Source organism: Nocardioides ochotonae, from assembly GCF_011420305.2.
Lineage (GTDB): Bacteria > Actinomycetota > Actinomycetes > Propionibacteriales > Nocardioidaceae > Nocardioides > Nocardioides ochotonae.
The window spans coordinates 1661233-1685933 of the sequence record NZ_CP061769.1 but is presented as its reverse complement, the minus strand read 5'-3'; the positions used below and the strand labels follow the sequence as shown (position 1 = coordinate 1685933).

Sequence of the window (24701 nt, the reverse complement as noted above, 5' to 3'; positions counted from 1 at the left end):
CAACAATCGGTGGATCTGACCGAGAACGGCTCAGCAGTTCTGGCAGCCGACGGCGCGCCCGAGGACATCGGATCTCCCGCTCGCACGTGCCCGGGACTGTTCCCGCGGCTCCAGGCCCGCCTGAGCTCTTCCGCTGGACCGCCAGGTACCGGTGCAGGGGCGCTCATCGGCGCGGCAACACGGCCTTGCTGGAACGCTTCGACAGCCTCGCGCCCGGAAACGACATCCGGCACGTCTCGATCGCAGACGCCGACTACCCGGGGGGGCCTGCGGCTTGGGGGCGCGCCGAAAACTACGCCACGCGGCAGGGAACCGCCCCTGGCGAGCGAGGCAGCTCGGGCCCTAGTCCGATGCTTCACGCACGCCACAGAGGCCAACGAAGGCGCCCAGCTCCAACAGTCCGTGCGCGCTGCTAGGCATGTAGGACGTGAGCGAGGTCGAGCGGATGACGACGGCCCGCCATTGCGCTCGTGAGACAGCGACGTTGACCCGGTTCCGGTTAAGCAGGAAGCCCATGCCGCGAGGTACATCCCCGTGTGAGGAGGCGGTCATCGAGACAAGCGCGACGGGCGCTTCCTGCCCTTGGAACTTGTCGACGGTGCCGACGCGTACCTGGGTTAGGCCGGCCGCGCGCAGCGTCTCGCGGATACGGATCACCTGGGCGTTGTAGGGGGCGACCACCAGGACGTCGGCCGGCGTCAACGGCCGCGGAGTGCTGGAGTCTCCAGGGTCGGTCCAGACCCGGCCGACGTAGGACCGGACCTGGCGGACGATCTCCTCGGCTTCCTCGACGGACTCGACTTGGTTGCCGATGTGGTCGAGTGAGACGACACCGAGGCCAGGCACGACGCCCTCGAGCTGACGCCGCGGCGGCGCCGCGGAGCTGAGTCGGCCGTCGTACGAGAGCGTCGAAACCTTCGCGCACAGGTCCGGGTGCATCCGGTAGGACTGGCCAAGGAAGTAGCCGAGCTCGGCGGGAAGGGTGTCGTGCCCATCCATGAGCCAGCCGAGTGCGGATTCATCGACCGGCTCCGCGTGCGTTCCCTGACTGACCTGCGGTAGCTGTTGCGGGTCCCCCAGGAGGAGAAGCCGTTCGGCCGCGACCGAGGCGGCCAGGGTCGGTGCGAGGGAGAACTGCCCTGCCTCGTCGATGATCAGGAGGTCGATCCTGCCGCGCGGGATCGTGTTGCCGTTGGCGAAGTCCCATGCCGTACCACCGACGACGCAGCCCGTCGCGGCGTGCTCGTCGAGGAACTTTGACACCTTGGTGAGATGGGTCCAGTTCGGCGCCTGGTCCTCGGGCTTGCCTTTGCCGACGAGGTCGGGGTCGAGCCCGGCCTTCACGATGCCGGTGAGCATGTGTTCGACCACCGCGTGCGATTGGGCAACCACGCCGACGCGCCAGTGGTGCTTCTCGACGAGTTCCTTGACCACCCGCGAGCCGCTGAAGGTCTTGCCGGTGCCGGGCGGGCCCTGGATCGCGAGGTAGGAATCGTCCATGGCGATGAGAGCCGCGACGACGTCCTCGATCGTCGAGCCGCTCGCAGGCATCACAGTCGCGCCGCCGAGCCGCGGCGCACGGCGCGCGAGGATGTCGAGGACCGCGCGATTCGGGAGCACTTCCGCGGCGGCCGCTTGGGCGGCGATCTCGCGGATCGCATCCTCGAGCTTCTCGGTCCTGGGCGGCATGCCCGGCACCAGAGCGAGAGGGAGGTCAGCGTAGGTTTCCGTGGGCTTGCGGCTCTCAGTGAGGATCACGACCCGTGGGTCGTCGGCGTCGGCCTCGATCTTCGCGCTTGCCGCGGCGCCGTACGGCGCCCCGTCCGGCGCCATGGCTCCTGGGGGCGCCGGCGTCCGGTAGACAACCTGGCTGCCGCCGCCGGCAGGCTTGCTCCCCGGCGTCCAGTCGCCCACCAGACGCACGGTCCGTCGGGCGTTCGTGGCCCTTCCGGGCGGCACCGCCCAGTCCGCCGCGACCTCAGCGGACTCGACGATGAAGACGTCGCGCGCCCCCGTCCAGTCGTCGCGGAGGTGACCAAGACGTTCGAAGTGCTCCCACCAGAACTGCTTGCGTTCCCGGCGGAAGTAGTCCAGCGCCGTGGCGAGCATGGCGTAGGCCTGCTGCTCGGGTGTGCGCCTGCTCGGGAGATCCGGTCCTGACTTGGCCATGAGCGCGGTGAACAGCGGGTCGTCGGCGGAGAGCTCCTCGCCTTGGACGCTCTTGATCCGCGGCTCGATCCGGTCGCGGACGCCCGCGTCGGTGGCGCGATCGAGGAGCCAGTCCCGCAGCCGGAGCGTGGAGAGGCAGTCGTACTCGTTGTAGTCGGCCAAGGCGGCGAGACGGGCCGCCGCAGCAGACGGATCGGAGACCACCGCTTCCCGGTACTCGTGGTAGGCGACAACCGACGCGCCACCGTCGCCGACGGCATCCTCGTCACCGGCACGCAGCTGGTCGCCCATATAGAGCGGTTCAAGCTTCTTGATGCTGTACGACGGCTGGCCGACGCGCACGGCCCCCCGCACGGTCGCGTACAGGTCGACGAAGACCTCGGAGCGCAGCAGGTCGTCGAGCTCCTTCTCCCTGGTCTGGTAGCGCATCGCGAGCCGCTTCAACGCCGAGGTCTCGTAGGGCGCGTAGTGATAGATGTGCATGTCCGGGTGCTTGGCCCGGCGCTCGGCGACGAGGTCCATGAACGCGACGAACGCGGCCCGCTCCTCCGCGGAGCTGTGCGCCCAGATGGGCAGGTAGTGCTCCTCCGTGTCGAGGACACCCCAGAGGTACTCGAGGCCGACGCGTGTGAGGTCACCCTCGTCGTAGAGCGGGTCGCCCTCGAAATCGAAGAACAGGTCACCTGCCGAGGGCGCGGGGAGCAGCGTCAGCATGGTCGCGGCGGTGTCCGTCAACTCGTAGGCGACCCCTGCGCCCGCGCCGGCAAGGGCTTGGCATGCCTGCAGGCGTGCCTGATTGCGGAGCTTTTCGAAGGTCGCCTGCGCCATGCCGGCGGGCCTGGTCGACGTCGTGGCAAGGGCGGTGATGGTGTGGACTCCAGCGCTGCGCAGCTTTCGCCGCTGGTCCATCCGAAGGCCGGCGACGCCGAGGAGGTCATCGGTCGCCTCGGCCGCGGCCTGGCACTCGGGGCAGCTCCCGCACGCGACGTACCGCTCGTCGCCCCACCTGACCGGGGTGGCACCGCTGCGGTGGGAGTGCAGCATCTCGCGGAGTCTGGCGCGGCGTTCGATGAATACCGGGAGGACATCGGCCGTGCGGAAGTCGGCGCGATCACCGTTTCCGAGCAACAGCGAGACCGTCGCTGAGACCGGGAGCCCCATCCGTGCGATCTGGTCGGCGTACGCCCCCAGCTGGAGCAGAGCGCTCGGCTTGGCGACGCGAGCCAGCTTCGCGTCGCAGACCGCCCAGCCGTCGCCGCGGCCCTCTACGAAGTCGGCGTAGCCGAAGAACTCGCCGTCGAAGAATGCCGCTTGGTAGATCACCTCGGGTGCGTCCAGGAACGCCTTGAGGGTGTCGTCCCGTGCAGCCTCCAACTTCGCGGCCGTGTACGGCGGCACGACGTGCTCCAGGCGGGCGATGCTGCCCGCGGCCTCGAGGTCGGCCAGGAGCCGTGCCTCGTGCCGGTCGCCGAGTCCCGCGATGTGGTCGAGCAGCGGATCCGGCTTCGCCTCGATCGGCTCGGCCCAGCCGAGCTTGTAGTCGAAGGTTCGCAGGAGGGAGTACTCGCACTCCGCGGCGCGGGTCAGGTCGGAGGCACTCCAGTGAATGCGATCGTCGATGAAGAACATGCCGCCCCTCCAAGGTCGACTCTGTCGCCAGATTGTCAGAGTGCTTCCGCGTCAGCCGCGGTTTTGCGGCGCTGGAACCACCTGGGTGTCATTCGTACCGCGCGGACCACATCGGCGGCGTGGATCTCGCAAATCAGCGCCTGGACACCGCCGTGCGAACGCGCGACTCGGCACGTCGAAGATCTCCTGCCCGGTGGCCTTCACCCCGTCCAGCGGCCACGATGCCATCGCTGCTCAACGGCGCCGCAACCCGCTGTCGTCGGCGTCGTCGAGCCGGCGCAGGGCGTCGACCAGCCAGTCCTGCGGCCGCGCCCCGGGCAGCACGTCGACGACCCCCTGCAACGCCCGGACCAGGGACGTCCCATCCAGGACGCCGACCCGCGCCGCGACCGTCGGAGTCCGGCTCTGGCCGGCGACGCAATGCAGGAACACCCGCCGCCCCTCGCCGCGCAGGCGCAGCACCGTCTTGGCCGCATCATCAACGACGAAATCGAGGTTAGGGTTGTCTTCCGGCCTCGAGTCGATCAGGCGCACTGCGTGGCTGATCGCACCGGTAGGAACCTGCGCGGTACCGATCCGGCACATGCTGACGACGGCGTCGATCTCCTCGGGCAGCGCGTCGAGGGCTCCGACGTCGCCGATCCAGACGCCCGCCACGGTCGGGTGAGGCACGCAGGTCCCGCGCACACCCCAGGCCGCGTAGTCGACGCGCTCGCCCGTGGGCCAGCCGTGCCCGTCGGGGCGGCCACCGCGGATGGTCAGCGTCCCCAGCGCGCTCAGGACCGCCGCCCCGGCTGCCGGTGCGCCCCAGCCGTGCAAGGGGCGCTGCCATTCCTGCGGCACAGCACTCGCCCCCCACCTGGCGCCGAGCAGCGCGCCGGCGATCGCGGCGACGGTGTCGGTGTCGTGGCCGATGCCGATCGCCGTGGCGAGCGACTCCTGCAGGTGGTGACACGGCATGGTGTCGGGCACTGCGGTGTGAGTGATCGCCGACCAGGCGGCCTGCAGTGCACCGACCACCCAGCCGTTCTGGGTGAAGGTCTTCGGGCGGCTGTGCTGGGCGACGGCGAGGACCTCAGCCCAGTCCTCGACCGTGTTCCCCAGCAGCGGCAGTACGTCGTCGACGGTCGGGAGCGCGCCGTGGAGGACCGCGTAGCGGATCATCAGGCACCACAGCGCCGCGCCCTCACCGGCAACCGGGTCGTGGTGTGTCAGCGCACTGACTGCCTTGGCGGCCTCAACCAGCGCAGCCGGGTCGCCGAGGTGGGCGAGCGCCACCGGGGCGGTGCGCATCAGCGATCCGTTGCCCGCTGAGCGTCCTTCCTGCTCGTGCACGGTCTGCGCCGCTTCGGTCATCTGGGCCGCAGTCGCGTCGCGGCCGGCGAGGCGCAGAACCGCGCTGGTCTGGATGCCCACGTCGGCCGGCCCGTCGGCGTACCACGCAGCGAAGCCGGCCGCGATCGCGTCGAGCGCCTCGGCGGTGCGGAGGTCCGCCCCGCTGGCCGCGACCCGAGCGATCGCCATGGCTTGCGCGGTGTCGTCAGTCCACTCGCCTGGCTTGAACCCGCCGAGGCCGCCGCCGATCATGCCCGGCCAGCCGTCATAGAGGGCGGAACCGAACTCGTAGCCAGCGCCGAGCGCATCGCCGACCGCGGACGCGAGCAGTACCCCGCAGGCTCGGTCGATCTGAGCCGAGGTGAGCTCCTTGATGTGGTTCATCATCTCTCCTCTCACGCCGCGAGCAGCGGGTGGCGGACGTTGGTGAGGAAGCGGTGGACGGGCCGGCCCCGCCAAGTCAGGACGCTCAGGTCGGCGTACTCACTGGCCCCGTGGCGACGCTCACCGATGCCCGCCTTCTCGGCCCGGTCCAGCCGGAGGTGCTCAAGGCGCTCGACGAAGCGGCGTGCGCGGCGCCCGGGCGTCTCCACCACGGACGCGAGACGCGCATCGACCGCGGCCGACTCGAGGAGCCCCGGCAGCTGGCCGCGGAGCCGGATGGGCGAGTCGAACAGCTCAACGACGTAGGGCTGGCCGCCGATGCCGATCAGTACGCCGATCTGGCCGGCTAGTGGGCGCACGTCCGCCCAGGCACGGCGCTCGTCGTCGGCGCGGTCGAGCCGATGGACGAAGGAGCCGGTCGGGTTGGCGCCGCCCGCTTGGTTCCTCGTGTGCTCCGCGACTCGTGACCACACGTCCGTCTGGACGTCATCGCCGCGCACCGCGTCCCGGACGTACGGCGTCGCACGCCGGCCCCGGCTGTGCTGGCGCGCCGTGCCTCCCCACCGGCCGTGCTCGACGCACGCCACCTCAACCGGGATCCGCTGGTGGACGCCGATCATCACCGAGTGCCGGGCCATCCGGTGCTGCCAGCCGCCCTCGAAGAGCTGGCCGTCGAGCACCAGCGCCGGCTGGTCACCCACATTGCCGACCATCAGCGTGCCCATGTCCGGGCCGCTCTCGACCTCGGTGACGTCCAGGTTCCGCCCATCCATCGCGTACCGGCGATAGCGTCCGGTCGGCCCCCACAGCGGGAAGACCGTCATCGCGCCACGGGTGGTGCTGCGGCCGACGTGCAACTGGTTCAGCTCGTTCATGTGCGACCTCCTCTCCTCGGCCCCCGGCGGGCCGACGACGAGGAGCATGCACGCGCGGGCAGGTTCGCCCCTGTTACCCGGATAACCGGATGATCAGCGGGTCCCGGCTCACTGGAGCTCCGGCGGCAGGTCCTCCCAGGTGATGTTGCGGCTCAGGAGCACGAGGTAGGTGCCAAGATGGTCCGTCGTCTCCAGGTTGAGCCACCGCTCCTTGTTGACCTCGTTCCTGATCCGGGCGAGGGTCATGTTCACGTTGCCCGGGCTGTCACCCAGTTTCTCCGCCGCCACGGCAACGATGTTCTTCGGCACCGCCGTGCGCTTGAGCAGGTGTTCGAAGGCAACCGCGGCGTACCTCCGCTGCTTCGGGCTGAGCTCCACCCGGTCGACGGCGTACGACGTCCGGCGCACCGCGCCTACGTGCGCGGCGCCGTCCTGGGCAACCGAATGGCCGTCGGACGCGCCGGCACCGATGACCACGACGAGCCGAACCTGCTTGTCGAGCTCGGGGAAGGAGAGCAGGGTCCGGCCCGCTTGGAGCGCGATCACCGAACGGCGGGGAAACACCATCGCCCCGAGGTACTTGTTGTCGATCCGGCCCTGCGCTCGCCCGAGCTGGACCAGCCAACCCATTTCGTACGGGATGAACCGGCACAAGCGCGACGGTGCCCAGGAGTTCGGAACGTGGATCCCCATCTCGTCCAGCCGGCCGACGCCCACCATCTCGTGCTTCGGCAACGCCCACGTACCGCGGATCGTCTGGTCGATCTTGAGGCTGACCCGCCCGTCGTAGAGAGGCTCCATGGGCGAACGATAGACGGCCTGCGGCAGGGTTATCCGGTTAACCGCGCGTTCGGAGGCCGGGCCGCTACCTTCGGGCTGTCGCGAGGTTGACTCGCCCCGACCCCCGAGGAGAACAACATGGAGATGCCCCGGCCGGAGGAGCCGAAGCTCGGCCAACTGGTTCAACTCAATCTTCCCCAAATCATCGAGTACTGCGAGCAGGTCGACCCGGAAGAGATCATCAAGCTCGCCGACAGGGACTACTGCAGGGAGGTCTTCGGCGTGCACTTCGCCTTGTTCGCCGCACCTGCAGCAGCCGAGTACATCAGGGCGACGGACCCGAACAAGAAGGACCGCTACTGGGTTCAGGTGCGGCGGGTTCTCGACCAGGATCTCCGCGTCACCAACGACTGGTTCGAGAGGAGCCGGCCCGGCTTCATCTTCTACCTCGAGGACAAGGGCCTCACCCCGATCGGCATCACTCCCGCGGCCATCGAGGCCGAGCTCAACCAGATTCCAACGGTGACGGAGCCTGGGACCAAGGCTGGCGCGAAGTACAAGCAGCACGCGATCGGGAATGCGCAGAACTCCGCCGTACGCAGCGTTCTCGGCCGACTCGGGGCGGGGTCCTTCACGGCGAAGGACTGGCTCACGGTCAAGCACCGCTTCCTCAATCGGTGCGCCTACTGCGGCAGCCCACGACAACTGGTCATGGACCACGCAGTTCCGATCAACATCAGCGAGCTCGGCGAGCACCGGCTCGGCAACCTGGTCCCCGCGTGCCATGAATGCAACGCGACAAAGGGCAACCAACGGTACGACGACTTCCTCCGCGCCCTGCCGGATCGCGCGGACGCCGCCGCACGGATCGCGACGATCGAGGGGCACATGATCCACCACGGGTACGCCCCGCTGACGGACGGACTCACGGAGTCTGACACCGACCGGGTCCGGGCATTACTCGAGGAGTTGCGCCTCCAGGTGGCCGAGGCCGCCGCGTCGACCGCAGCCGCCATCAACGATCTGCTGGCGCGCTAGCGGATTAACGCTGCATCCACCGGCACGACCTTGATTATGGACGCCCGGTCAGGCGCGGGCTCCCATGGAGGCCCGCCGCTGCTGCTGGGCGTCGCCGAGCTCGCCGCGACGGAGACCGTCCCCATCCTCGAGGGGCCGCTTGGGGCCGCCATCCTCCTCGACGTCTCGCGCGTCCTGTCGCCCCTGGAGGCGCGGCGGACGGTCGACATCGAGTTCATCGTCGTCATCGCCTCCGCGTTCGGGCTCGCCGCCGCGATGCAGGCCTCCGGGCTGGCCCCACAATCGCCACCGGTCAAGGCAACGCAGGAAGACCTCTCGACGTCGTTCGGTCCGACGAGCACAGGCGCTCGCGGACCTCCAGACGGTTGTGGTTGGTGACGATGATCCCGGTAAGTCGCATGCACCCCTCTGCACCGGGCGGGATCGCCTCAGCTCTCCTCGAAGCCAGACTGGTCGAACTTCAAGGTGCGGGCGTTCTCCGAGACCGTGCGTACGCGACTCTCGTTGAACCCCTCGGAGTCCGTGGCTTCGATCTCGATGCGCACAGTGACGTTCGTGGTCTCTCCGGACCGCAGGTGCGCGAGCACCTCGTCAGCGACGTTCCTGAAATCCAGCGCGATCTTGTCGGAGTTGAGCGTCTTGACACCGTAATAGCGAGTCGGCCAAACGATGTCGACCTTCGGCGACGCGCCCGGGCCGGGCTGAGGAGAAGGCGACGGACCCTGGCCCGCCCCGGGCTCATCAGGCCCTGGGATGGGCGCCGGCCCAGGCTCGTCAGAGCGCTGCTTCTGCGCAACGTCCGGACGGACCAGAAGGAGCGAATCGGTGGGGATTGGCGCGCTCTCCTTGTCCTCAGGAGTCCAGAGCCCGATGTACCGACCAGCCGCCTCGTCGAAGCCAGCTGCAAGCGCGAAGGCGTCCGTCTGCCAAATCATCGGCAGGTCGAAGATGCCTGCGTCGAGGACGGACCGGTCGCGCAGGCGCGGCATGTAGGGGTACTGCGAGTAGAGCCCCCAGAGCGAGCCCAGCGAGACGTGACCGTTCTTCCAGATCTGCGGGACCTTGCCGATGGCGAGCCGGATCGTCGCCGCCGCCTGGCGCGTGGATAGGTCGCCGTCGTTCCCGAGTCGTCGGGACACCCGGTCCGCAAGCGAATCGGACTGCCCTTCGACCTTTGTCTCCCGGATGACGAACGGCGCGCCAGGGTCCGGCTGGGCGGGAACCAACGCCCACGTGAACGTCTGGAGCAGGCGTGATGTGACCGTCTGGTCGGCCTGTGCCGCCCGCTGCGACGCCTGGTTCTTCTGGTTCTGCGTGAGGTCGAGGTCGGCCTCGTTCGACAAGACGTGCTTCCAGCCGAGGTAATCGCGAGTTGCGTTGTCCAGTTCTTCGAGGCGCGCCTCGTCGGCCGCCAGGTAGACGAGCGCGTTCCGATGCGTTCGGTTGGAGCTCCCGCGGTGCTCAGTCGCCTTGTGAGCGAACTCCTTGGCCGCCGACTCTGCGCCGCGCTTGTGCGCAACCTTGGGGTGCAGGATGACGAGGCGGGCTTCGTCGGTATCGGGGATGTCGGCGTTGGACTCGGGGCACACATGCACGCCCGCGAAGTCACCGCGCTTGCGACCCTGGTCCTCGAGTCGTCGGACGATCTCAGCCCAGACATCCTCCTTGTGAAGGCGCTCGGCCTGGTCCTTGGCGGTGCGGGTGATGTTGGGCTGGACGTCGTACCAATATTTGCCAGAGCCCGAGTAGAAGTACGTCGCCCGGTCGCCGAGCTGGGTGAGCGCGGAGTAAAAGTTGCCGGGGACGTCACCGGGGATCGCGGTGCCGAGAAACACCCGCTGCGTGCCGATGCCCTTGTGCACTGAGCCAGGCGCGATCGTCGGCGCAGCACCGAAGAAGACGGTGCGCGCGAGCCGCTTGGTCAGCGCTCGTTGGCCAAAAAGCGGCTTCGCCTTGTCGATGCGCGCCGGCTCGGAATTCGGGCCGTCGACGTCGGCGTCGATGATCGCCTTCCACGAGTCCTGGAGGTACTGCGTCAGCTCGGAGTTCACGTTCGCCGTAGCGAGGGGGATCGATCCAGGCATGATCATTGGCGACTGGTCTTCGCCCATCCAGAGTGCGTGGATGACCGTGCTCATCAGCCGCAGGACGCCGCGGGTCCTCTGGAAGCGTTCCAGCGACGACCACTCCTCGTAGAGGGTGTCGAACAGTTCGGGGTGGATCGGGTAGGTCCGCCTGATCCGTTCCTCGTAAGCCCCGTCGCGCGCATCCCGGGGGAAATCGTCGGTGAACTTGCGATACATCTCGACGTACGCGCGGGCGGTGGCACCGATCGCCGCGAGCGCTGCGGCGTCGGGCTCCTTGAAAAGCCGTTGCTTGACGATGTGATATGCCTCGTCCGATGACGCAGGGCGCCATTGGTCGGCGACGCGGCGAACGACGTTCTGGAGGCGCTTGAGCGCTTCGAGGCCATTCTGACCGCCGACCTCCTCGGCGTTGCCGACTGCGATCTTGTCGTTCGCATCTCCGGTCTCCGACGCGGGGATCGAGATCGCGAGCAGGACGCCCCTGGTGCCCTTGACAGCCTCGGTGAGTGCCTGGGCGAAGGTGAACTGGTCGTCGAACGTGCCACCAGCAAGGTCGTCCCGACCCACGAGCGAGCGCGCGTAGGCGACCCACTCGTCGATAAGGATGACGGCGGGCGCGTACTTCGCGAGCAACTCGTGGAGAGCATCGCCCGGATGCGTCCGGTCTCTATCGGACTTCGCCACGACCGCGAAGCCCTCGGAACCGCCGAGCTGCCAGGCGAGTTCGCCCCAGATGGTGTTGACCTGGGTGCCATCGTCCTTGGTCACGCCGGACGGACTGAAGTGGTTTCCGACGATGGCGACCCGGTTGACCTTGCTGGCCGAGTAGCCATTGGCCGTCAGGAGTTCCTGGGTCTCCTGAGGGAAGTTGCCGACCGGAAGGCCAGCGGCGACGTGCCACAGCGACAGCATCGAGTGGGTCTTGCCGCCACCGAAGTTGGTCTGCAGGTTGATGACTGGCGAGACATTGTCATCGCCCGCGAGGCGACGGACGGCTCGGCCGATGAGGTCACGCAGACCCTCGGTCAGATAAGTGCGTCGGAAGAACTCGACCGGGTCGGCGTAGTCAGCGTCAACCTCTCCCCCAGTGGCGACCTTATAGAGGTCGGCAGCGAACTCGGAGGCGTGGAAGTTGCCGGTGGCGACGTCGTCGTGCGGCTGGAGCACCTCGCGCCAGGGGCGAAGGCCCGCAGCTTCGGGGTTGTCGACGGCCGCTTTGAGAACCTTCTTGTCGTCCTTGTCTGCGGTGACCCGACGCAGGTTCAACCGGATGGCGCGGACTTCGCCAGCCTCCTTGGCTGCGCCGATCAGCTTGAGCAGCCGTTCACCGGTGTCGAGGGCGCGGTAGGCGTCGTCGTCAGTGAAGGTCTTGTTGTGCGCCCACTCGTTGCGGACCTCGCGTAGCTCACTGGCGAACGTCTCGCCGGTGCGGCCAATTGCCTGGTTGAAGGGGTACCACCCCGCCTTGAAACCGGCGGTGATGTTGCCTTCGGTGAGGATCCTGAACTGCACCTGCGGGTCGAGAGCGTCATATGTCTTCGCCGGAGATGCACCGTTCTTGCTGTCCTTCGCTTGGACGAGCTTGGTCCACACGGCACCCAGCGACGGATCCCCCTGACCCACAGTCGTGGAGATGAAGTCGTCCAGCGCAGGCGCTAGCACCTGGAACATGCGATCGATGCGGTCGCGGTTACTGAGTGCCATGTCAGTCGAGCTCCCATTCCTTGACGAGCCGCCCGAGGAGTTCCTCGTGACGTGCTTGGACGATGCTCGGCGTCCAAGCGTCCTGTCCGAGTACTTGAGTGGTCAGCGCGAAGATCGCCACGCCGTTGGCGGTCGTGAAGTACTTCGCCTTCTTCTTGTCGAAGTCATAACGCTGGGCCTCGCTGTTCTTGGCGCGGTTCAGTAATGCGAGGTTTCCGAGCCGGTGGGTCCACTTCGCCCGCTCCTCTTCAGTGAAGTTGGCGACCCACTCACTGTCGGGCTTCGGGTTCTGGGGCAGCACATGCTCGACGGTGATCATCTTGTGCTGATAGCTCACCCCCGGCTGATTGGCCAGAAGCTCGTCGAGCCGCAGCAGAACGTACTTGCGGACGGGGTTGACCAGGTAGATGTCGCCGTCGAGCCGAGACCGGGTGGCCTCCTTTTCATCGCTGCTGAGCTCGAAGGCGGACGCGTCGAGACCGTCCCCGGCTTCGAGCTGCTTGAGCAGGTCGCCGTAGCGCGTGGTTCGTGGCGTCGAGTAGGTCCGCCGGATGAGCAGACTCGCGGCGAGCCGCTCGAGGCGACGCAGGAAATCGGTCAGGAACTCCGCGTCGCTGGCGTGGTGGCGCATCGCCCAGAGCGCAGGCGGACGCCAGTCGTTGTTGTCGAGCTGGGTAAGCCGCGCGAGCCAGTTGTTGACGGCGCCCCATCCGCCAGCGGCCGGCAGGTTCTGGGTGATGAGGTGCTCGTAGGCGTCGGAGTAGGGGATCAGTACGTCGTCCACGAACGCCTGGCCCTTCCCCGGCAGGTAGCCGCTCAGCACCTGCTCGTCGAACTCCTGCAGTAACTCCTTCCTTGCGCGCTCCTTCGCGTAGATCATCCGGACATGGCCGAATAGCTCCGCGAAGCCGTCACGCCCGAGGTCCTGCTCCTCCTGTTCCCACTTATTGGCGTACGGCGAACGGTCGTCCTCGGAGATGTCTCCAATCACCATGGACTTGAAGATGTCGGGCGCGGTCAGCGGCAGTCCGCGGGAGTTCATGACACTGAAGATTCGGAACGCGCTGGTCAGGTCAGGCGTGCTGACGACCACCAGGTACGTCCGACCGCCGAGCATCTTGAACAACGCCGTTCGCTCGTCCTCGCTCCAGCCCTCAAGCGCGCTGTGGAGATGCGCAGCGTTGTCGCGGATCGCTTTCTGAGCGTCGGTCCCGAGCGCCTGTGTGGGAAGCTTGAGGAGGCCACCGATGGCGCCAGCGGTCTGGACGTGATCGCGGAAGAAGGCGGCGTCCCGCGCGCGCAGCCGCAGACGAGGGCGTGCCGGCTTGTCGTCCCAGACCACCTCCGGTTCCTCTATGAACTTGTGAATGTCAGAGCGCAAAGCCGCCTTCCCCGTGAGGTCGCGCAGCACCGCGCAGAGAATGGTGAGGGTGGTCAGTCGCTGCTGTCCGTCAATCACCTCGGCGGCCGGGCTGCCCTTCTGCTTGACCAGGACGATGGAGCCGAGGAAGTAGGGCTCGTCGTTTGTGCTCGCGAGAGCGTCCTTGAGGTCATCGAGGAGTTGGAGGGTTTGGTCCTTGCCCCAGGCGTAGGGCCGCTGATAGTCCGGGATCGTGAAGTCGTACTCCGCGGAGAACACCTTCCCGACCTGTACCTCGCCCGCATCCAGCAGCTTCATCAGTAATCGTCTCCCCCATCGAAGTCGAACGCGGCCTGCTCGGCTCCAGCCTTCTTGACGCTACGAGCCGTCTCCAGGATCTCTGGCCAGCTGGTGACGAGGTTGTTGAAGCTCAGCGCGTCCTTCGTCCACCCGTTGCCCTCGGCGATTCGGAACAGGAGGTGCGCCAGCTCTTTGACGAGGTCCGGGTCAATGGCACCGTCAGGGCGGCCAAGGGCTGCCTGGAGAAAGGCTCCGGCAGGCGCGATGCCATCGCGTTCCAGCACCTTGATCAGGTGGTGCAGGGCTTCCCAGTTGCTGGTGTGACTGTCCTTGAGGACGTCGTAGTCCCACGGAAGATCGGCGGGCTTGATGAGCTGCACTGCCCCGGCGCGACTTGTCAGGATCTCGTCCCGATCCATAACGTTCAAGCTGGTATTGCGAGCGCGCGCGAGGTTGTCCGCGTCGCCGAACTTCCCCGCGCCGTAACCGTGCTGCCGGTACCAGGCGATCGCGAAGCGCGACGTCGCGTCGAAGTCGCCCTCCTGTTCGTTCAGCACCTGGTCAAGGATCTCGTTGATTCGTGAGAGGGCCGCACGGACGGTCATCTTGGACCCGTCAGGCTCAAGAACTGCGCCAAATCGGCTGAACACAGCCATTCCAGGTCCAATGGCAGCCTGCGGCAGGTCGACGGGTGCGATCATGCCTTGCTGAAGTTTACGAAGAGCGTCCGGAAGTTCAGCCTCAAGCGCCGCGAGGAAGCCTCGCCTGTCGGTCGTGAGCGAACCCCCAGGTCGCGGTCGTAGCGACAGGACGATTGATGAGGCAAGCGCGTTGGTGTCCTTGGCCAGCAGCCTCCCTGAACCCTCGGTTCGCATGGGCCAGGTTGCGGTGATCTCCCACCCAGATCGAATCATCCCTTCGAGCAAAGTCTCCCAGCCGGTCGATGCCTCGCCCGCCTCATCTGAGTCGGACTGTTTGAAGGCGTACCAGACCGTTATGGGGTAGTCCTCCCGTGCGTCCTGGCGTGCGTGGGCGAAGACCTTTTGGAAGCCATCCTCGAAAAATTCCTTCGCTCCCGCCTTGCCGTTGTGACGGTGCGGATTCGCGACGAGTTCTTCTGCCTTAGGCACCAGCATGGTGCTCAACAGCGCAGGGTGAACATCGCGGAGCGAACGGCGGAGCCAGATGTAAAAGAAGTCAGAAAGGTCCGAGTAGCCAATGTTGTCGTAGTAGGGCGGGTCGGTACTAATCAGGAGGTTGGAGAAGCTCCTGCTAGCCGCGTCGGCCTGAGCGACATCTACATGCCCACCCGGCATCAGGGCTTCAATAACCTTGACTTCCTTGTCGAGAAAAGTCAGCCAGCCACCGCCAGAGTTTGATAACACATTGGCCTCGGCGTAATCCCATGTCATCGGAAGCGCCTGCCTGGCGAAGGTCTCACGGAACGCTCCGCGATCACTCATCCACGTCGTGATAGACGAGGAAAGGTTGGTCATTTTGCTCTGAACGAACCCGAGATAGGTGGCCACGGCATCCGCGTATGCCTGGGTCCCGCCGTCAGACTTCACTCGCTCACGAGCCTCAATCACCAAGTCGCTGAACGTTGTCAAAGCTATCAATTGACGGCTGGTGAAAAGATCGGACCACTCGTTGAAACCATAAATCCGAATGGTTTGGGGGTTGGCGGGTTGCAGACCGTGCGGCGGCAAAGACCCAACCGGAACCGAGTCTGGAAGTGCAACGTCTGCTGCTCGCCGATGTTCCTCGGTCGGAGCAAAGTGAACGCGTTGGCGATTGCCCTCTGCAACAACGGCCATCAGCGCAGCGCCGAGGCGGCCGCCCTGCCCTTCGGCACGAACATATCGAAGCGGGACAGGACCCTGGCAAGCAATGCATGTCGCCGCGGTCCGCGCCACTGTGCCGTCAGAATCCGAGTTCGGCCCCTCTGAGGGGTTGTGGCCAATCTCGAAACGAACGCGCCGACCGCTGCGTGCAGTGTCGTCTGGCACGACTTCTGGGACAACATACGCCTCCTTGCCTTTCTTCTTGCCAAGCCACCAAGACCGCACCAGCGGCATCTCGATGCCGCACGCAGGGTTGGGACAGGTGACCGTCCGCGCCCAGATCCAGGCGATGACGGTTTTGCCGTCTGCCCTCGGGTAAAGGTGGCCGATCCTCTTCTCGGCTTCGTCGCGTATCCAACCGCCGTAGGCTCGCACGTCCGCGGCGAGACCCTCGGCCCCTTTCCAAGCCCGAATCTGCGAGTCCGCGAGACCGGGAAAAATCGGCGTCTGGTCCTTGAACTTGGGCGGGAGTTCGATGAGAGCCTTGTTGATGAGTACGGCCACCGGGTTGAGATCGGAGGCGTGCGCTGCGAGACCGAGGCGTTGGGCTTCAAGCGGGATGGTGCCGCCACCTGCGAAGGGGTCGAGGATTGCGGGTGGCTGACCGTCCGGTGCTGATTTCACGATCTCCGCGTGCGCTTCGGCGAGGAGTTTCTCGTCGCGAACGTTCTCCCACACGACCAAACGCTTGATGATGTCGTGGAGCCTCTCGCGCTCCATGCGCTGAAGTTCCTCGGTTGGGAACTCCTCCGATAGCGAGCCTGGGTCATCGACGAGCTGGGCGAACAGAACAGCGCGAGCAGCAGCCAACGGACGCCGAGCCCACCACATGTGCAGGGTCGACGGGTGACCGTGCCGGATGGACTTCTCCCGAGCAGACTCTCGGTTGATTGCCTCCAGCGGCAGAGCCACCTCGATCAGCTTGCGCTTGTGCACTAGTTCCTCGACCCTTCATGCCCGATGACGGGCGAACCTCACCGCCGATGCGGCGCGTGTTTGTGTGTATGAACTTACCGTTGGGGCCCGACGCTTTGGATGGAACGGGGAGTGAATGGTGCCGGCCCGCATCAGAAGGGGGCAGCGCCCTTAGCCCAGGTCTTGGCCCAGTCGCCCCGGATGCCCGTTGCCTCGAAGTCGCCGAGGTCGGTCGTCGCGAACGGGTCGCCGAGGTAGCGGACATCATCGTATGGCGCTCCTCGCGGGTCGACCCTGACCAGGGCGAGGCGGTAGCGCGGGACCGCGTTCTTGCCGGTCATGACCTCGTTGTGGGTCACGAAGAAGTCCTTGGCGCCCTCGATGCGCGCCTTGACCTCGATCCGGTAGGTGTCGCCGTTGGCGTCGGTGGACAGGATGTCGAAGCCCTTGTTGTTGAACGCCTGCTCGACCGGCCTGCGGCCCAGCTCGCGCTCGCGGGCGAGGACCAGGTCGACGCCGCGACGTTCGACTGCCTTGGTCTCCTTCGCGTGGATCGGCGCACTCGCCGGGATCTCGCCCTCAAGCATGCCGATGGGTAGCACCAGTGCCGCGGTGACGATGTGCGGTGGCTTGGTCGACATGAGCTGCTGCTGGTCCAACAACGCGAGGCGCTTGCCGAGACGCGAGTCGAGTTCGACAGCCTTGCGGTTCAGGCTGTCAGAGGACTCCTTCGGCTTCTCGCCCTTCTGCTCCTTCTCCGACGCGACGGCTGCGTCGAGCAGGAGCCGCTCGCTCTCGGCGCTCAGGCGCTTGGTGACGAGGTCGCGCGCCTTGGTCAGCTCGTTCAGCCGGCGCGGCTGCACCTCGCCGAGGTACTCGGGCAACTGATTGGCGATGATCCAGCTCGTCGCCTTGTCCTCCGCGTCACCCAGCCAGCCCAAGCGCCTCGCGGCATCCGTTGCCGGACCTTCCGGGGCGCCCACGCAGTCCAGGTACGGCGCCGGCCCAGCGGGGCTGACGGTGCCGAAACTGTCGACGTACGCGTACCCGAACCGCCTTGCCACGGACTCGCCGGTCGCGTCGGCGACCTCCTCAACGACGCCGACGAGGAGCTGCGGCTCCTCCAGAGTGGCCGAGACGAGGACCGTGCCCTTGTTGAGCGCCCCGCCGAAGTTGCGAATGGCCTCGCTCATGACGGCGTCGTGGAGCGGATGGCCGGGCGCAAGCAGGTCTGCACGAGTGAGGCCGTCGGGCTGCACGTGGCTGAGGTCGAAGGTGACCCGGTCGTACTTGGTGGCGATCGGGCCCGTGCCAGCTGAGCGGATGTGCTGCGGCACGTTGGCGATCTCGTAGCGGCCCTGTTCGCGCTTGACGATGCGTCCGCCGAGCTTGGCGAAGGCTGCCTTGAAGGCGAGTTCGATGTAGTGCGGCTGGAGGCGCCGCGCTCGGGCCTCGTCCATCGCGGCTCGGAGCGCGTGCAGGTCGGCATCAGCGAGGTGATCGGAGGCGAGGGCGCGCTCGTCGAGCAGGTCCTTGAGGCCATCGCCCACTGAGGCGTCGATGACCTCATGCATCTTCGCCTTCACGTCGGCCCGCTCGCCGTACTGGATGGCATCCAGGAGCAGGTTGCGCAGCGGCGTCTCGGTGAACGCCTCCCCGAGAACGTCGAAGACCTTGCCGCCGTAGGTCTCACGCATCTGGTCGAGCTTCTCCAGCAGACGGGTGAAGACCTCGCCTTCGCGCGTGTTGGAGGCGACGAGGTTCCAGAGGCGGCAGACCTCCTCCTGGCCGATGCGGTGGACTCGCCCGAAGCGCTGCTCGATGCGGTTGGGGTTCCAAGGAAGGTCGTAGTTGACCATCAGGTGCGCTGCCTGGAGGTTGAGACCTTCGCCCGCGGCATCGGTGGCCAAGAGGATCTGGCAGTCGCGGTTCTTGGTGAACTCTTCGGTGATCTGCCGTCGCTCTGCACGGCGTACGCCGCCGTGGATGGCGCGGACCGCATCCGGCTTGCCGAGGAGTGAACCGATCTTGGTCTGGAGGTAGTCGAGGGTGTCCCGGTGCTCGGTGAAGATGATGAACTTCCGCGGCAAGCCATTGGCATCGGTGACGAGTGCGTGGTCCTGCAGGATGGTCGACAGCTCGGTCCACTTGCGGTCGGTCCCGGCTTCACGCACCCGCCGCGCCGTCTTGACGAGGTCGCCGAGCTCGATGAGCTCGGCGTTGAGCTCCTCGACCGTCCGGGAGGCCGTGGCTGCGTCGAGCAGTTCCTCCTCGGCCGCCTCGATCTCTTCGGCATTGAACTCATCGTCGTCGATGTCGCCCAGGTCAATGTCGGGCTCGACCTCGCGGTAGGTGCCGTTGAGGATCTCCTGCTTCTTGCGCTCCAGTCGCTCGGTACGTCGTACGAGGCTCTTGTAGATCGCCTCGGGGCTGGACGCGAGCCGGCGCTGGAGGACGGTGAGCGCGAACCCGACGGTGTTCTTGCGCTTGCCGCCCAGCCGTTCGGCGCGGTTCATCCCCTCACGGACGTAGTGGGTGACGTCCTCGTACAGGTCGTGTTCCAGCGCGGTCAACTCGTACGGCACCGTCTCGGCGATGCGCTCAGGGAAGAGCTTCTTGCCCTCGAAGGTCAGGAGGTCTTCCTTGACCATGCGGCGCATGATGCCGGTGACGTCGGCGCTCTTCTTCTGCTTGCCCTCGAACCGGTCACGGTCGAGCAGAGTCAAGAAGGCCTGGAAGTCGTCCTCCTTGCCCGAATGAGGAGTCGCGGTCATCAGGAGCAGGTGTCGGGTGATCTCGCCGAGCATCTCGCCGAGCAGGAAGCGCTTGGTCTTGCGGAGCTCGCCGCCGAAGTAGTGAGCGCCCATGCGGTGGGCCTCGTCGACGATGATCAGGTCCCACTCGGTCTCCTTGAGCTGGGCCTGGAGCTGTTCGTTGCGGGAGAGCTGATCCATCCGCGCGATCAGCAGCGGGTTGGTCTCGAAGACGTTGAAGTTGACCTGAGCGTCGATGAGCTGGTTGGTGAGCAGGTCGAACCGAAGGCCGAACTTGAAGAAGAGTTCGTCCTGCCACTGCTCGACCAGGCCGCCGGGCGCGATGATCAGGCACTGCTTCACGTCGTCGCGGAGCAACAGCTCTTTGATATAGAGGCCGGCCATGATCGTCTTGCCGGCACCGGGATCGTCGGCGAGCAGGAAGCGCAGGGGCGTGCGGGGCAGCAGCTCTCCGTACACCGCACGGATCTGGTGCGGTAGCGGCTGCACGTCGCTCGTGGCCACGGCGAGCATCGGGTCGAAGAGCCCCGCGAGGGAGATCCGCTGGGCCTCGGCGACCAGCTTGAAGTCGCTCGCAGTGGCGTCGAAGGCACGGCTGCCGCTCTGTGCGATCGAGAGCTTGTCCTGATCCTTGCGAAACACGACCTGCTGGCCGAGCCCACCCGAGGCGTTCTTGTAGGTCAGCTCGAGGGCGTCCGTGCCGTGCCACTGCGCGGCGATCACCGTGATGACGTCGGCGGGGATGAGCCCATCGATCCGCAGACCGGGCTTCAGCTCTTCAAGCTGCACGAAGTGACCTCCTGGTTGACAGCCTACGAACGGTACTCGGGGCGGCCGACATTTCGCGATCCCGCCGGTTCCGTCGGGGCGGTCCCTACTAATCTTCCCAGGATCAGGTTGAGTCAGCGGGGGTCATGGAACGAGAAGAGCGTCAGCGCCTCAAGAGCGTTGCCGAAGACGTCACCGGGTGGGCGAAGCGAGCAGCGAAGCTCGGCAAGCAGCGGCAGCGCATCGCCGACGACCGCCAGATGGCTTGCGATGCCCTCAAGGCGCGCTTGGCGCCCGTCACGGGCGAACGTGGCGTTGCATGGCGGACGCTGGCTCTGACGCCCGGAGACGGGGACCTCGTCACCGCAATGGCGCGTGGCCACCAGCTGCCGGCCTACTCCCCCGACGCCACGCGCGCGATTGCGGAGATGAGTGGCGACGGCTTCGCACGGGCGGCGAGCGAGGCGAAGTCAGTGCTCGGCGCGCGGCGGATGTTCTCCGGCAAGGACAGGAAGGACGCTGGCGCCAAGGCCGCTGAGTGGATCGCGGGGTTCCACGCCTGGCTCGGTAGCACGAGCTTCGCCGACGAGCTGGAACGCCTCGAGGGCTGGGACAAGAAGTCGGTTCCTGCGATCGGGGCGTCCGCACTCTTGACGGAGCAGGTGGGCTTCGCATCGTCCGTGGCGAATGGGTCGGAGCTCCTGGAGCGTCCCGAGCTCGACTCGGCCGCCTCGGCGATCACCGCGATGGATCGCGCCGTACAGCGCGAAGGCGACCTCCGTTCCGCGATAGCCAACGCCGGCAACGCAGTCCGTCAAGCCGAGGCACGAAGGCTGGTCTCCGACATGCCGGTGGAGCGGCTCAGGGACGCCACGAACGGACAGGTACGGATCACCGCACTCACGTCCGCCGGCATCAAGAACGTGCAGCAGGTTCTCGACCACGGGGGCCGGATCCTCACCCTCCCTGGAGTAGGCGAGACGACCGGCAACCGCATGGTCGGTGCTGCGCGCACCATCTGGCAGACCACTGTCGACGAGATGCCCGTGCGGATCGACATCAAGAACCGCTCGGCAGCCGCGACGGATCTCCTCAAGGCCTTGCGCGCTTGGGACACCGCCCGGTCGATCAAGAGCGCCACGTCCGATCTCGAAGCCGCGGAGGCGCTGCGACCGATCATCTCGGCATCGGAGCCGAAGGTCTCGCACGTCGTCGTCGTTCCAGAAGGTCGCTCGGTCCAGGAGCTGCGGTCAGCGATCGCTGCAGTCGCGAACCGTGCTTCGCTTCTCGCTGGGACCGGTAGTTCGACGGCCGACGACCCGTGGGACGACTTCATCAGTCGGCCTGCCGATTACTTCGCGATGCTCTCCGAGCTCGGTTTCCTCTCCGATGATGAGGAGAAGAGTCAAGGCGATCTGCCTACAGAGATCCTGGAGGCGATCCGCGATCTCAAGCTGGAGACGACCCACCTGAAGGCGTCCCTGCGCGGCTACCAGTCCTTCGGCGCCCGGTTCGCCCTCGTCCAACGCAAGGTGATCATCGGTGACGAGATGGGCCTCGGAAAGACCGTCGAGTCGCTGGCCGTCCTGACTCACCTGCGCGCCAAGGGCTCACACCACTTTCTCGTGGTCTGCCCCGCGGCGGTCGTCACCAACTGGGTTCGAGAGGTCGCCGCGAAGTCCGACCTGCGAGCACACCGGCTGCATGGGCCAGGCCGCGATGGGTCGCTGACATCCTGGATTCGCAACGGCGGCGTTGCCGTGACGACGTACGACAGTCTTGGTTGGTTGGACGGACAGATCTCGGATCGCGCAAAGCCCGCGTGCCTGGTGCTCGATGAGGCGCACTACATCAAGAATCCCGATGCTCAGCGGACCCGACGGTCCCTCACGCTGATCCAAGGATGCGAGCGCACCATCCTGCTCACCGGCACACCGCTCGAGAACAGGATCGAGGAGTTCCGCAACCTGGTCGGCTACCTCCGGCCCGACTTGACCGTGAGCGCCACCGAGTTCGCGCCACGACAGTTTCGGAAGCAGGTGGCCCCGGCATACCTCCGCCGGAACCAGGAAGACGTACTGACCGAGCTTCCTGAACTCGTGGAGGTCAACGAGTGGATGCCGCTCTCGCCAGCCGACGAGCGACACTACCGAGCCGCCGTCGTGGAGGGCAACTTCATGGCCATGCGACAAGCTGCACTTCGTGCGGGGTCCAACTCCCAGAAGATGCAGCGCCTTCTCGACATCGTCGAAGAGGCAGAGGACAACGAACGACGGGTCATCGTGTTCTCGCACTTCCGAGGAGCGCTGGACGACATCGCCTCCGTGCTGCCGGGCAAAGTCTTCGGCCCGCTGACCGGCTCGGTCCCGGCAGCCAGACGCCAGCAGATGGTTGACGAGTTCTCGCGGGCGGGGCACGGCGCTGTCTTGGTCGCGCAGATCGTCGCCGGTGGAGTCGGCCTGAACATCCAGGCTGCCTCGGTCGTCGTGATCTGCGAGCCGCAGCTGAAGCCGACGACAGAGTGGCAGGCGATCGCTCGCTCCCGCCGCATGGGTCAACTGGAGTCGGTGCAGGTCCACCGCCTTCTGTCGGAAGATGGCGTCGATAAGCGGATCACCGACATTTTGGCGCGGAAGAGCGAGCTGTTCGCCGAGTTCGCTCGCGTCTCGGAAACGGCCAACAGCTCACCGGAAGCGTTCGACATCTCCGACGCCAAAGTCGCACGGGAGATCGTGGCTCTGGAGCGCGAGCGCCTGCTCAGCCAGCCATGACCGGCAGGTCGCACCGTCAGAGCCGATCGATCCAGGTGTCCTCGTCACGGTCGTCCCAAGCCGACTTGGAGGCTCGCCCCAAAACAGGTGCCTGGCCGAGACGAGAAAGTACTTGCAAGCCCTCGTCATGCGTGAGTGCGCGTAGTGACTCCACGGATCGGCCGGCAGCGGCCTCGATCACCGACTGCCTCTCGGACATCGTCGTCAGACTCCGCGCGTCCAGCGCCTTCCGCAGCAGGTTGATCTGCCACTCCGCGATCGGGGTCACCGCGGGTGCGATAGGAGCATCCGGCGTCGGCTCGTCGCCAAACAGCGAAAGTTCGTCGTTCACGGCGCAAGGCTACGAGCGCGCCCGCGCCGCTGCGGGTTTGACCCCAGGTCGGGCGGCCATCGCGAGCGCGCCATCCTGGGCGGTGTAGCCAGGAGCATCACCTTGCTGCCGTCCCACGCAAAGACCACGACGAGGTTCAGCCAAGTTGGAGCCCCCGCCATGACCTGCTCGGCAGAACGTGCAGCGCCGTCATCAGGACGCCCACGCGAGGAGGTGAATCGCCCCGGGTCTGATGGAGGCTCTCAATCCATGGAGGATGAGAGTCATGGCAGCACCCAGGAAGTACCCCGACGAGCTGTGTGAGCGGGCCACCCGGATGGCGGTGGAGCTTCGGCAGGATCCCGACACGAAGCAGGCGCGATCCAGCGCGTGGCCGAGCAGCTCGGCATGCACCCGGAGACCTTGCGCAACTGGGTCCGGCAGGCCGAGATCGACGGCGGCACGTGTCCGGGCACGACCACCGCTGAGGCGCAGCGGATCGCGGAGCTCGAGCAGCAGGTGCGTGAGCTGAGGCGGACCAACGAGATCCTCAAGACGTCCGCAGCGTTTTTCGCCGCAGCGGAGCTCGACCGCAAGATCAAGTAGCCCAACGCAAGGTCCCGGTCGCGGTGATCGTCGACTACATCGACGCCCACCGCAACCGGATCGTGGAAGGCAAGAAGCTCGGAGTCGAGCCGATCTGCCAGGCCCTGCGTGAAGCAGGCGTGCAGATCGCTCCGAGCAGCTACTACGCGATCAAGACCCGGGAGCCCTCGGCACGCTCGGTGAGAGACGCCGCGCTGGTCACCGACATCAAGGTCGCCCACAAGGCGAACCTGGGTGTCTACGGCGCCAGGAAGATCCACGCCGAGCTCAACCGCGAAGGCATCCCGGTGCACCGTGGAGCGGCTAATGCGCGCCGAGGGCCTGCGGGGCATCCCGCGGGAGAAGACCCGCAAGACGACCCTCGGCGATGGTGCTGAGACCGAGCGTCCCGAGGACCTGGTCAACCGGAAGTTCATCGCTACCGGCCCGAACCAGCTCTGGGTGGCCGACCTGACCTACGTCCGCACGCACGCCGGCTGGACCTACGTCGCGTTCGTCCTGGACGTGTTCAGCAGGATGATCGTGGGCTGGCAGGTGTCCACCAGTCTGCGCACCGACCTGGCACTCGATGCCCTCGACATGGGTCTGTGGACCCGGCAGCGGGCCGGCCAGGACGTCACCGGCTTGATCCATCACAGCGACCGCGGAGTTCAATATCGAGCGATTCGCTACACCGAGCGGCTCGCCGAAGCCGAGGCCGTCGCGTCCGTGGGCAGCCGCGGCGATTCCTATGACAACGCGATGGCCGAGGCGCTCAACTCGCTATTCAAGGCCGAGTGCATCCGCAACCCGGTCATGCGCCCCAAGGGCGGCTGGAAGTCCGTGGTCGATGTAGAGATCGCCGTCGCCGAGTACGTCGACTGGTTCAACCACAGGCGGCTCCATGGCGAGATCGGACTCGTCCCGCCAGCCGAGTTCGAGGCCAACCACTGGGCCCAGATCACGCCCGCGCACTACCCTCAGACACCCGTCCCGACCGGGGCTGGTTCCAAGTAACCGAGCCTCCACGAAACCCGGGGCAATTCAGCCCCTTGGATGCACTCCGCTTCTGC

Annotated in this window: 12 protein-coding genes and 1 pseudogene; 4 read left to right on the top strand and 9 right to left on the bottom strand. The window is 66.5% G+C overall.

What is annotated here, in order from left to right:
• Positions 1–342: 342 nt before the first annotated feature.
• The 4 genes from HBO46_RS08135 to HBO46_RS08120 form a co-directional block, all read right to left on the bottom strand.
• Complete coding sequence (locus HBO46_RS08135) at positions 343–3798, bottom strand: TM0106 family RecB-like putative nuclease (RefSeq protein WP_166139844.1); 3456 nt, start codon at positions 3796–3798, stop codon at positions 343–345.
• Positions 3799–4032: 234 nt separating this feature from the next.
• On the bottom strand, positions 4033–5517 hold the full coding sequence (locus HBO46_RS08130; RefSeq protein ID WP_166139843.1) for an ADP-ribosylglycohydrolase family protein: 1485 nt from the start codon (positions 5515–5517) through the stop codon (positions 4033–4035).
• 11 nt (positions 5518–5528) lie between these two features.
• Positions 5529–6392, bottom strand: coding sequence for an ARPP-1 family domain-containing protein (locus HBO46_RS08125; protein WP_166139842.1), 864 nt, complete (start codon positions 6390–6392; stop codon positions 5529–5531).
• 108 nt (positions 6393–6500) lie between these two features.
• Positions 6501–7193, bottom strand: coding sequence for a hypothetical protein (locus tag HBO46_RS08120; protein ID WP_166139841.1), 693 nt, complete (start codon positions 7191–7193; stop codon positions 6501–6503).
• A gap of 117 nt (positions 7194–7310) precedes the next feature.
• Here HBO46_RS08120 and HBO46_RS08115 point away from each other — a divergent pair, with 117 nt between their 5' ends.
• Together HBO46_RS08115 and HBO46_RS08110 are read left to right on the top strand one after the other, a co-directional pair.
• Positions 7311–8210: an HNH endonuclease gene (locus HBO46_RS08115; protein ID WP_166139840.1), complete on the top strand. Its 900-nt coding sequence runs from the start codon at positions 7311–7313 to the stop codon at positions 8208–8210.
• Between the two features lie 36 nt (positions 8211–8246).
• Positions 8247–8588: a hypothetical protein gene (locus HBO46_RS08110; RefSeq protein ID WP_166139839.1), complete on the top strand. Its 342-nt coding sequence runs from the start codon at positions 8247–8249 to the stop codon at positions 8586–8588.
• A gap of 50 nt (positions 8589–8638) precedes the next feature.
• Here the strand turns inward: HBO46_RS08110 and HBO46_RS08105 are convergent, their stop codons facing one another.
• The 4 genes from HBO46_RS08105 to HBO46_RS08090 all read right to left on the bottom strand — a co-directional run bounded on the left by HBO46_RS08105 (position 8639) and on the right by HBO46_RS08090 (position 19707).
• On the bottom strand, positions 8639–12001 hold the full coding sequence (locus tag HBO46_RS08105) for a Swt1 family HEPN domain-containing protein (protein WP_166139838.1): 3363 nt from the start codon (positions 11999–12001) through the stop codon (positions 8639–8641).
• 1 nt (position 12002) lies between these two features.
• On the bottom strand, positions 12003–13679 hold the full coding sequence (locus HBO46_RS08100; RefSeq protein WP_166139837.1) for a DUF262 domain-containing protein: 1677 nt from the start codon (positions 13677–13679) through the stop codon (positions 12003–12005).
• The gene (locus HBO46_RS08095) at positions 13679–16441 is read right to left on the bottom strand and encodes a DUF1156 domain-containing protein (RefSeq protein ID WP_166139836.1); all 2763 of its coding nucleotides are present in this window, start codon (positions 16439–16441) and stop codon (positions 13679–13681) included. Before HBO46_RS08095 ends, HBO46_RS08100 begins: the two co-directional genes overlap by 1 nt.
• Before the next feature lie 131 nt (positions 16442–16572).
• A complete protein-coding gene (locus tag HBO46_RS08090) occupies positions 16573–19707 on the bottom strand; it encodes a helicase-related protein (protein ID WP_224769443.1) in 3135 nt (1044 codons plus the stop codon).
• Positions 19708–20108: 401 nt separating this feature from the next.
• On the opposite strand from HBO46_RS08090, the gene HBO46_RS08085 reads away from it, so the two are divergent.
• Entirely contained in the window at positions 20109–22733 is a 2625-nt protein-coding gene (locus tag HBO46_RS08085; RefSeq protein ID WP_166139834.1) for a DEAD/DEAH box helicase, read from the top strand.
• A 16-nt stretch (positions 22734–22749) separates the two neighbouring features.
• On the opposite strand, the gene HBO46_RS08080 is transcribed toward HBO46_RS08085, so the two are convergent.
• Positions 22750–23064, bottom strand: a complete 315-nt coding sequence (locus HBO46_RS08080) for a hypothetical protein (RefSeq protein WP_166139833.1) — start codon at positions 23062–23064, stop codon at positions 22750–22752.
• 265 nt (positions 23065–23329) lie between these two features.
• On the opposite strand from HBO46_RS08080, the pseudogene HBO46_RS08075 reads away from it, so the two are divergent.
• Positions 23330–24645 (top strand): annotated as a pseudogene (locus HBO46_RS08075) (IS3 family transposase).
• Positions 24646–24701 lie beyond the last annotated feature (56 nt).

Bases quoted from the DNA above. Each gene is read 5' to 3' on its own strand.
- HBO46_RS08135 (WP_166139844.1), bottom strand. From the start codon at position 3,798: ATGTTCTTCATCGACGATCGCATTCACTGGAGTGCCTCCGACCTGACC.
- HBO46_RS08130 (WP_166139843.1), bottom strand. From the start codon at position 5,517: ATGAACCACATCAAGGAGCTCACCTCGGCTCAGATCGACCGAGCCTGC.
- HBO46_RS08125 (WP_166139842.1), bottom strand. From the start codon at position 6,392: ATGAACGAGCTGAACCAGTTGCACGTCGGCCGCAGCACCACCCGTGGC.
- HBO46_RS08120 (WP_166139841.1), bottom strand. From the start codon at position 7,193: ATGGAGCCTCTCTACGACGGGCGGGTCAGCCTCAAGATCGACCAGACG.
- HBO46_RS08115 (WP_166139840.1), top strand. From the start codon at position 7,311: ATGGAGATGCCCCGGCCGGAGGAGCCGAAGCTCGGCCAACTGGTTCAA.
- HBO46_RS08110 (WP_166139839.1), top strand. From the start codon at position 8,247: ATGGACGCCCGGTCAGGCGCGGGCTCCCATGGAGGCCCGCCGCTGCTG.
- HBO46_RS08105 (WP_166139838.1), bottom strand. From the start codon at position 12,001: ATGGCACTCAGTAACCGCGACCGCATCGATCGCATGTTCCAGGTGCTA.
- HBO46_RS08100 (WP_166139837.1), bottom strand. From the start codon at position 13,679: ATGAAGCTGCTGGATGCGGGCGAGGTACAGGTCGGGAAGGTGTTCTCC.
- HBO46_RS08090 (WP_224769443.1), bottom strand. From the start codon at position 19,707: ATGCTCGCCGTGGCCACGAGCGACGTGCAGCCGCTACCGCACCAGATC.
- HBO46_RS08085 (WP_166139834.1), top strand. From the start codon at position 20,109: ATGGAACGAGAAGAGCGTCAGCGCCTCAAGAGCGTTGCCGAAGACGTC.